The organism is Mesorhizobium sp. M7A.F.Ca.ET.027.03.2.1 (assembly GCF_003999175.1).
Classification (GTDB): domain Bacteria; phylum Pseudomonadota; class Alphaproteobacteria; order Rhizobiales; family Rhizobiaceae; genus Mesorhizobium.
Map to the genome: position 1 here is coordinate 1 of NZ_RZOM01000111.1, position 9464 is coordinate 9464.

General features: G+C 63.1%; 8 protein-coding genes and 2 pseudogenes. 8 read left to right on the forward strand and 2 right to left on the reverse strand.

What is annotated here, in order from left to right; translation table 11 throughout:
• The 8 genes and pseudogenes from EN750_RS07550 to EN750_RS40515 all read left to right on the forward strand — a co-directional run.
• Positions 1-365: pseudogene (locus EN750_RS07550) on the forward strand (hypothetical protein); the annotation flags it as partial.
• 119 nt (positions 366-484) lie between these two features.
• A pseudogene (locus tag EN750_RS07555) lies at positions 485-633 on the forward strand (DUF3096 domain-containing protein).
• A 210-nt stretch (positions 634-843) separates the two neighbouring features.
• Complete coding sequence (locus tag EN750_RS07560; protein WP_127267396.1) at positions 844-1068, forward strand: aa3-type cytochrome c oxidase subunit IV; 225 nt, start codon at positions 844-846, stop codon at positions 1066-1068.
• Between the two features lie 84 nt (positions 1069-1152).
• The gene (locus EN750_RS07565; protein WP_127396064.1) at positions 1153-2436 is read left to right on the forward strand and encodes a Re/Si-specific NAD(P)(+) transhydrogenase subunit alpha; all 1284 of its coding nucleotides are present in this window, start codon (positions 1153-1155) and stop codon (positions 2434-2436) included.
• Positions 2433-2861 carry a proton-translocating transhydrogenase family protein gene (locus EN750_RS07570; protein WP_189522886.1) on the forward strand — a complete coding sequence of 143 codons (429 nt, stop codon included), beginning with the start codon at positions 2433-2435 and terminating at the stop codon, positions 2859-2861. Before EN750_RS07565 ends, EN750_RS07570 begins: the two co-directional genes overlap by 4 nt.
• Before the next feature lie 6 nt (positions 2862-2867).
• Positions 2868-4265: an NAD(P)(+) transhydrogenase (Re/Si-specific) subunit beta gene (locus EN750_RS07575; protein ID WP_109665727.1), complete on the forward strand. Its 1398-nt coding sequence runs from the start codon at positions 2868-2870 to the stop codon at positions 4263-4265.
• A 519-nt stretch (positions 4266-4784) separates the two neighbouring features.
• The gene (locus EN750_RS40510) at positions 4785-5045 is read left to right on the forward strand and encodes a hypothetical protein (protein WP_245482644.1); all 261 of its coding nucleotides are present in this window, start codon (positions 4785-4787) and stop codon (positions 5043-5045) included.
• Positions 5006-5890, forward strand: a complete 885-nt coding sequence (locus EN750_RS40515; RefSeq protein ID WP_245482645.1) for a hypothetical protein — start codon at positions 5006-5008, stop codon at positions 5888-5890. Before EN750_RS40510 ends, EN750_RS40515 begins: the two co-directional genes overlap by 40 nt.
• Before the next feature lie 101 nt (positions 5891-5991).
• On the opposite strand, the gene EN750_RS07585 is transcribed toward EN750_RS40515, so the two are convergent.
• A complete protein-coding gene (locus EN750_RS07585) occupies positions 5992-6909 on the reverse strand; it encodes a hypothetical protein (protein WP_127396065.1) in 918 nt (305 codons plus the stop codon).
• Positions 6910-7133: 224 nt separating this feature from the next.
• Positions 7134-9464: DNA topoisomerase (ATP-hydrolyzing) subunit B (gene gyrB / locus EN750_RS07590; protein ID WP_127396066.1), on the reverse strand; the 2331-nt coding region annotated here is incomplete at its 5' end.

The window sequence follows — 9464 nt, forward strand, 5'->3', positions numbered from 1 at the left end:
ACCCAGACTGGTCGAAGGTCTATCCGCAGATCCCCTACCTGACGCTGCGCCTTGCCGGAATGGCCTGCTTCTACTTCGACGCACCTTACTGTCTCTCGACTATCCGGCCCGAACATGCGGGTTTCTACCGTCGTATCTACAGTTCTGAGCAGATCGGCGAGCTGCGCGACTATCCGGGCCTGAACTACAAGGTCGTGCTTTATCGCGCCAATGTCGCTGCCATTCGCGAGCGGTCGTTCTCGCGCTTTCCATTTTTCCGATCCACATCTCTGGAGCAGCGTATGCTGTTCGAGACACCTGGTGCTGGAGAATTGGCGCCGCTGACCATCCTGCCGACTGCCAAATATTTTCGCGAAGCCGCCTGAGATTAGGCGTTTCGCAGAACCACTGGAGCTTTCGGGCCGGATACGCGTTCTGATGGCTCGGCGCCTTGTCGTCCTCGCCATTGGTCGCCGAATCCACGGATATGCCAAAGGAACCCGTCATGACCATTTCCACACTTGCGCTCACCCCGCTTATCTCGCTGATCGCCGGCGTGCTGATCCTGGTCATGCCAAGGCTGTTGAACTCATCGTCGCGCTCTATCTGATCGTCGTCGGGTTGCTCGGGCTATTTCCGCATCTAGCCGGCTGAGGGCGCCGGCTTAGGCCACGCAAGCGTCTGCCTTCGAAGCATCTTTCCGCATCAAGCATCAGAATCCAGCGATCGGACTCCGTCGCGCGTTGGCAGCCGGCTTCAACCTTTCTTTGAGGCAGTTGTCCGCTGTTGTGCGGCAATAGCGCCATTGCTCTCGGCCCGGCTTTTCGCTATGTGCCTGAAAGATGTCTTCGAAGGGGTATTCCTATGGCTGATCACTCGCCGACCGGTCCTGTCGAACTGGGCGCGAAGATGGACTATGCCGAGCATGACCGCACCTATGCGGGCTTCCTCGCGCTGGCCAAATACGGATCGCTTTTCTGCGGAGCCCTGCTTCTGGCGATGGCCTTCGGCTTCTTCGCGGGCGGCTTCTTCTCGGCGACCATCCTGTTCGTGCTGATTATGGCCGTCGGCGCCTTTATCCTCCGATAGATTTTCCGACACCTTGTCCACGGCGCCGCCGCGAGGCCGGCCGGCGTCTTGCGGGAAATAGCTTCCGGCCGAAAGGATCATGCGGTGGGACAGACGGTTTTCATCCCTCGTGAGCTCGATGCCAACGAGCCGCGCGTCGCGGCCTCGCCCGATACGGTGAAACGGCTGGCGGCGTTGGGCTTCGACGTCGTCGTCGAGGCCGGCGCCGGTCTGAATTCGCGCATCGTCGATGCCGATTATGCGAGCGCCGGCGCCGCCATCGGTAAGGCTTCCGATGTCGCCAAGGCCGATGTCGTGCTGAAGGTGCGTCGGCCCGGCGATGCCGAGCTGAAGAGCTACAGGCCCGGTACAGCGGTCATTGCCATCATGGATCCCTATGGCAATGATGCCGCTGTGGCAGCCCTGGCCAAGGCCGGTGTCACCGCCTTCTCGATGGAATTCATGCCGCGCATCACCCGCGCGCAGTCGATGGACGTTTTGTCCTCGCAGGCCAATTTGGCCGGCTATCAGGCGGTGATCGACGGGGCTTCGGAATATGACCGCGCCTTGCCGATGATGATGACGGCGGCCGGCACGGTGCCGGCTGCGAAGGTCTTCATCATGGGCGTCGGTGTCGCCGGCCTGCAGGCGATCGCCACCGCGCGCCGGCTTGGCGCGGTCGTCACCGCCACCGACGTTCGCCCCGCCGCCAAGGAACAGGTCGCCTCGCTCGGCGCAAAGTTCCTTGCGGTCGAGGACGAGGAATTCAAGGCCGCCGAGACGGCAGGCGGCTACGCCAAGGAGATGTCTAAGGAATACCAGGCCAAGCAGGCGGCACTCACATCAGAGCACATAGCCAAGCAGGATATCGTTATCACCACGGCGCTGATCCCCGGCCGACCGGCGCCGAAGCTGGTCTCAGCGGCCATGGTCGCCTCGATGAAGCCAGGCTCGGTTCTCGTCGATCTGGCGGTCGAGCGTGGCGGCAATGTCGAGGGCGCCGAAGCCGGCAAGGTCGTCACCACCGCCAACAACGTCAAGATTGTCGGCCATCTCAATGTGCCCGGCCGCATCGCGGCGTCGGCATCGCTGCTTTATGCCCGGAACCTCTTCGCCTTCCTCGAAACGCTGGTCGACAAGACGACGAAAACGCTTGCCATCAACCGCGATGACGATCTGGTCAAGGCAACGATGCTGACTAACGGCGGCAAGATCGTGCATCCTGCTTTCATAAAGGCCGATCAGCAACCCCATCTCGAGCCGGCCGCGATACCGGCCAAGACCATGGTTGCCGACGCCTCGGACAAACCCGCTGCTGCAAAGAAAGCCGCGTCCAAGAAACCGGCCGCATCCAAGTCGCCCTCGTCGAAGCCGAAAGGGATCGCGTGATGGATCAGACCCTGCAGAAAGCCCTCGACCAGCTCGACCAGGCCTCCGCCGCGGTTCGGCTGGCAGTGCACAATCTGGCGACCGCGCCTGGTGGTGCCGACGCGGCGGGTGATGCCGCGCATGCGCTCTCCGGCGGTGCCATCGATCCCTTCGTCTTCCGCTTCGCCATCTTCGTCCTGGCGATCTTCGTCGGCTATTACGTCGTCTGGTCGGTGACCCCCGCACTGCATACGCCGCTGATGGCCGTCACCAACGCCATCTCTTCGGTCATCGTCGTCGGCGCGCTGCTTGCCGTCGGCATCGCCGCCTCCGGCATTGCCGCGGGCTTCGGCTTCGTCGCGCTGATGCTGGTGTCGGTCAACATCTTCGGCGGCTTCCTCGTCACCCAGCGCATGCTGGCCATGTACAAGAAGAAGGACAAGTAGAGCGCCATGAACGCCAACTTCGCGTCCTTCCTCTATCTGGTCTCCGGCGTCCTGTTCATCATGGCGCTGCGCGGCCTGTCGCATCCGACCACCAGCCGCCAGGGCAATCTCTACGGCATGATCGGCATGGGCATCGCCATCGCCACCACGCTGGCGCTGGCAACCCCCTCGGCCGGCCGCTTCGGCCTGATCGTGCTCGGCCTTGCCATTGGCGGCGGCGTCGGCGCCGTCACCGCGCGCCGCATCGCCATGACCTCGATGCCGCAGCTGGTCGCCGCCTTCCACTCGCTGGTCGGCCTCGCCGCCGTCATGGTGGCGGCCGCCGCCATCTATGCGCCGGAAAGCTTCGGCATCGGCACGGATGGCGACATCCATGCCCAGGCCCTGATCGAGATGAGCCTAGGCGTCGCCATCGGCGCCATCACTTTCACCGGCTCGGTCATCGCCTTCCTGAAGCTCGACGGCCGCATGTCCGGCAAGCCGATCATGATCGGCGGCCGCCACTTCATCAACGCAGCACTTGCCATCGCGCTCGTCGTCCTGATCGTGCTGCTGGTCACCACCGAGTCCAAACTGGTCTTCTGGCTGATTGTCGCGGCCTCGCTGGTGCTCGGCATCCTGCTGATCATCCCGATCGGCGGCGCCGACATGCCGGTCGTCGTCTCGATGCTGAATTCCTATTCGGGTTGGGCGGCCGCTGCACTCGGCTTCACGCTCGGCAATCTGGCGCTGATCATCACCGGTGCGCTGGTCGGCTCATCCGGCGCGATCCTGTCCTACATCATGTGCAAAGGCATGAACCGAAGCTTCATCTCGGTCATTCTCGGCGGCTTCGGCGGCGAGACGGCAGCGGCCGCCGATGACGGCATCGAACGCACGGTCAAGCAGGGTTCCGCTGACGATGCCGCCTACCTCATGATGAACGCCCAAAAAGTCATCATCGTGCCGGGCTACGGCATGGCGGTCGCCCAGGCGCAGCATGCGCTGCGCGAAATGGCCGACAAGCTCAAGGCCAATGGCGTCGACGTCAAATATGCCATTCACCCGGTCGCCGGCCGCATGCCCGGCCACATGAACGTGCTGCTCGCCGAAGCCAATGTGCCCTACGACGAAGTGTTCGAACTCGAGGATATCAACTCGGAATTCGCGCAAGCCGACGTTGCCTATGTCATCGGCGCCAACGACGTCACCAACCCGTCCGCGCGCGACGACAAGTCGTCGCCGATCTACGGCATGCCGATCCTCGACGTCGACAAGGCCCGCACCTGCCTGTTCGTCAAGCGCTCGCTCGGCTCCGGCTATGCCGGCATCGACAACACGCTGTTCTACAAGGACGGCACCATGATGCTGCTCGGCGATGCCAAGAAGATGACTGAAGAGATCGTCAAGGCGATGGACCACTGATCAGGGATCAGCACCGAGACAAGCCAAGAACCGCCCGGCTTCGCGCCGGGCTTTTTCTTGGCCGTGCTTTCTTGGCTTGACGGCGATTTCGGCGCTACGATGACGAATTCCCGCCTCGACGGCGGGCCTATCGTCGACGGAGACGTTGGTGCCTGACCCGATCGCATCGCCGCCCGGAAAAGCGCCGCACAAGCCTGGCCAGGCGGTGGTGATAGTGCATGGCATGGGCGAACAGCGGCCGATGGATACGTTGCGCGGCTTTGTCCAGGCTGTCTGGAGCCACGACCCCAGCCGCGCGCCGTTTTATGCCCATGTCGCCGATCCGGCCGACCCCGCCGGCGCGAAGATCAACCAGAGCTGGATCACTCCCGACAGCCGGACCAATTCATACGAACTTCGCCGCATCACCACGCCCTACGATGTCGATGGGCGCCGCACCGATTTCTACGAGCTTTACTGGGCTGACGTCACGCAGGGCACAACGCGGGGCCGACTTGCCGCCTGGGTGACAAATCTGCTGTGGCGAAGCCCGCCGACATACCGCCCGACGCCCGAAAGCTCTATCTGGTCACTCTTTTGGCCGTCATCGTCGTCCTGTGCGCGATGCTCGCGCTCGCGACCTCGGTTTGGCAGCAGCAAATTTCGTGGACCGTCGGCGCGCTCGTCACCATCCTGGCCTCATTCGTCATCTGGTCAGTGGACCGTTTTGGCCTTCCCTATTTCGGCGATGTCGCGGCCTTGTGCGCGCTGAAGCTGCAACCGTCGAGAAGCGGGCTCTGATCCGCAGCCGTGGTCTGAAGCTGCTGAAGCGTCTGATGATGGACGATACCTACGATCGCATCGTGCTGGTCTCGCACAGCCTCGGGTCGATGATCGCCTATGACCTGCTGCAGATCTTGTGGGCCGATTTCAGGCCCCGAAAACTGGAGGCCATTCGCGACAAGGCGAAACTGAAGGCGATCCGCGCCGTCGACAAGGCGACGCTTGTTACCGACGGCTCGGCATGGCCCGGCAGCCTTGAAGATCTTGCCGGGTTCCGGCGCGATCAGTGGGAGCTCTATCGCCAACTGCGCACCAAGGACGACAACCATCTGCCATGGAAGATCAGCGATTTCGTCACGCTTGGCAGCCCGCTGACCCACAGCGAATTTCTGGTGACGCACAATCTCGCCGAATTCAGACGCGGCATCGCCGAGCGCCTGTTCTCGGCATGTCCGCCGGTCGCCGAGGGAGCGGCGGCCGGTGGCACTGTGCTTTATCAGGAAGGGCGCAACCGTTCTTCGGGCAAGCCGCAGCGCGCGGTGCATCATGGCGCGGTGTTTGCGGCAACGCGCTGGACCAATATCTTCGACCGCGGCAATGGTTGGTTGACGGGCGATCCGATCTCCGGGCCGATGGCGGAGAATTTCGGCCCGGGCGTGGAGAACATCCAGGTCGAACTGCGCGGTTGCCTCGACCGTGTGTTCACCCACACGCTGTACTGGTCGTTGGCGGCGACCGGTGTCGAGGTCGCCGCCGGCGATCGGCCGCGCTCGCATCTTGCCGTGCTGCGCGACGCTGTCGACCTCGGTCGCAAACTGGAGCCGAGCCAAGCGGAAGCGCAGACGATTCCTCCCCGAAAATAGGAACAGATTTCAGCGAACGCGGCCGAGGCAGCGCCGCATGACAATTTCAAAACAATGTCCACTCCGGGCGGCCCGGAGTGGACTCGCCTTGCAAGTGCAGTTCAGCGGCTGGTGAGAAAAACCGCTTCCTCATCGTCGCGCTGCCTGCCCCCAAGGGCCGCGGCAGCACTGGCGATGAAGGCGCCGATGACCAGCGAGAGCGCACCAAGCAGGGCAAATGTCGCACCGGCCTTCCTGGCGGTGTCGGCGGCCTGTTGCGCCTTGACCTTGGCGTCCTGAGCCTTGGCGATGACCGCATCCACCCGCGTCTTGGCATCCGCCTCGGAAAGCCCCGTGCGGGCGGCGACCAGTTGCGACAGATATGTCTTGTCCTCGGCCGACACTTCACCCGCCACGGCGCCGGCGATCAGGATGCGCGAGGCCTGCCCGGCCGCCGCGGCATCACTGTCCGGATTGGCGGCCGCCAGTTTGCTCGGATCGGCCGGACGAAACAGCGAATCCACCAGATAGGATGTCGCATTGTCGACCGACGGGGTGCCGGCATTGGCCGAGGCCCCAGCCGATGCGCCCATGGCAGCGCCGGACGCGACGGTGGACACCGCCTGCACGCCTGAACCGATCGCCGCGGAAAGCGCTGAGCCAAGCACGCCGACGACGAGCAATGTGGCGAGTGCCCAGGCGAGAAAACCGTGGGCGGTGTCACGGAAATAGACCTCGTCGGTATGAACGCCGACCCATTTGGTGCGCAGCCGTCCGGCAAGATAGCCGCCGAGGCCGGAGGACAGCCATTGCACGATGACCAGCCAGACCGCGGTGGAAACCGCGAATGTGGTAACGGTTGTGCCAGACCCCGACCAGGGAGACACCATGCTCAACCCCAGCCCCGAACCAAGCAGCATGAGGATGAGGGTCAGCGTCGAAGCCGCGAAGGCGCCGGCGACGATAGGCCCCCAACTTACGGCGGTGGCGGAGGATTCGGTTGAGGCGGAAACGTCGACAGCCGATAGGGTGGACTGCATGACAGCCCCCTATCGCGCGAACAGCATGATCAAAATGATGATCGGGATCGGAATGCCGAGCAACCAGAGCAAAATGCCGCGTCCCATGAAGGCCTCCTGTTAGAAATCGTGATCGATGTTGTCACAATGCTCCAAGGGGACTTCCGTTCCGGCGGACTATAAAATGATTTTCTTGCCGCCGGCGAACAATTGGCGCGCACAGCGCCAATGTCACAGACCAGATATCAGATGTCCAGATTGGCGACGGACAGTGCGTTGTCCTGAATGAATTCTCGCCTGGGTTCGACCTCGTCGCCCATCAGCCGCGAAAACAGCGAGTCCGCGTCGGTCGCGTCATTGACCTTGACCTGCAGCAGCGAGCGCACGTTTGGGTCGAGCGTGGTTTCCCAGAGCTGTTCGGCATTCATCTCGCCAAGACCCTTGTAGCGCTGCATTGTCAGGCCCTTGCGGCCGGTCGCGAAGACCGCGTTGAGCATCGCCAGCGGCCCCGAGATGGTTTCGGAGACATCCTTGCGGCGCAGCACCGGCGGCGAGCCGTAGACCTCGCTGAGGCGCTGTGCGTAGCGGTCGAGCTGGCGTGCGTCGGCCGAATTGATCAGCGCCAGATCGAGATGCGCGTATTCCTTGACGCTGCGCACCGTGCGCTCGAACACATAGCCGCCGACACCTTCATTCGAGGTCGACATGCGGCCGGTCCAGCCGCGCTCGGTGTCCTCGGCAATGATGTCGAGGCGTTTTGCAATCCGCTCCGCCATGGCGTTGGCGCGGCCGAGATCGGTGAACACGTCCGGGTTGAGCCCGCCGGCGATCGCCGCCTGTTCGACGACGCCTCTGTTGTAGCGCGTGTGCAGGCCGTTGATCAGCTGGCGCACCGCCAGTGCGTCGTCGATGGCTCCGCGCAGGTCCTGCCCGATGCGAACCTCGCCCGAGCCGAGCGTAAGCGATGCTTCCTCCAGTCCCGAGCCGATCAGGAACTCTTCGAACGCGCTCTCGTCCTTGATGTATTGCGAGCTCTTGCCGCGCGTCACTTTGTAGAGCGGCGGCTGGGCGATATAGAGATGGCCGCGCTCGATCAGCTCCGGCATCTGCCGGAAGAAGAAGGTCAGCAGCAAGGTTCTGATATGGGCGCCGTCGACATCGGCGTCGGTCATCAGGATGATCTTGTGGTAGCGCAGCTTGTCGGCGTTGAACTCGTCCTTGCCGATCGAGGTTCCGAGCGCCGTGATCAGCGTGCCGATCATGTCCGAGCCGAGCATGCGGTCGAAGCGCGCCCGCTCGACATTGAGGATCTTGCCGCGCAACGGCAGGATCGCCTGGTTCTGGCGCGAACGCCCACCCTTGGCCGAGCCGCCGGCGGAGTCACCCTCGACGATGAAGATTTCGGACTTCGCCGGGTCGCGTTCCTGGCAGTCGGCCAGTTTGCCGGGCAGGGAAGTGACGCCGAGCGAGCTCTTGCGGGTGATATCGCGCGCCTTGCGCGCCGCTTCACGCGCCGCCGCGGCCTGGATCACCTTGTCGACGACCACCTTGCCTTCGCTCGGATGTTCTTCCAGCCAGGTGCCGAGCGCTTCGTTGACCAGGCCTTCGACGACAGGACGGACTTCCGACGAGACCAGCTTGTCCTTGGTCTGCGAGGAGAATTTCGGATCTGGAACCTTGACTGAAAGCACCGCCGTCAGGCCTTCGCGGCAATCGTCGCCGATCAGCGAGACCTTTTCCTTCTTGGTCAGGCCGGAGGATTCGCCATAGCCGGTGATCTGGCGCGTCAGTGCGCCGCGAAAGCCGGCCAGATGCGTGCCGCCATCGCGCTGAGGGATGTTGTTGGTGAAGGCCAGCACGTTCTCGTGGTAGCTGTCGTTCCACCACATCGCCACTTCGACGGTGATCCCGTCGCGCTCCGCCCGGATGGCGATCGGCTTGTCGATCAGCGGTTTCTTGACCCGATCGAGATATTTGACGAATTCCTCGAGGCCTCCATCATAGTGCAGCTCATGGCGCACGACATCGGCGTGACGGGCATCGGTCAAAATGATGCGCACGCCGGAATTGAGGAAGGCAAGCTCGCGCAGCCGGTGTTCCAGCGTGCTGAAGTCGAACTCGACCATGGTGAAGGTCTCGGCCGACGGGAAGAAGGTGATCTGGCTGCCGCTGCGGCCCTCATAGGTGCCCGGCTGCTTGTCCTGCTCATAGCTGCCGGTCGCCTTCAGCGGCGCGTCGGCATTGCCATGCGTGAAACTCATCTCGAAGATCTGGCCGTTGCGGCGGATTTTCAGCTTCAGCCACGCCGACAGAGCGTTGACCACCGAGACGCCGACGCCATGCAGGCCGCCCGAGACCTTGTAGGAATTCTGGTCGAACTTGCCGCCGGCATGCAGCTGCGTCATGATCACTTCGGCCGCCGAAATGCCTTCTCCGGTGTGGATATCTGTCGGAATTCCGCGGCCATTGTCGATCACGGTGACCGAACCATCGGGGTTGAGCGTCACGGTGACGAGATCGGCGTGACCGGCCAGCGCCTCGTCGATGGCGTTATCGACCACTTCATAGACCATGTG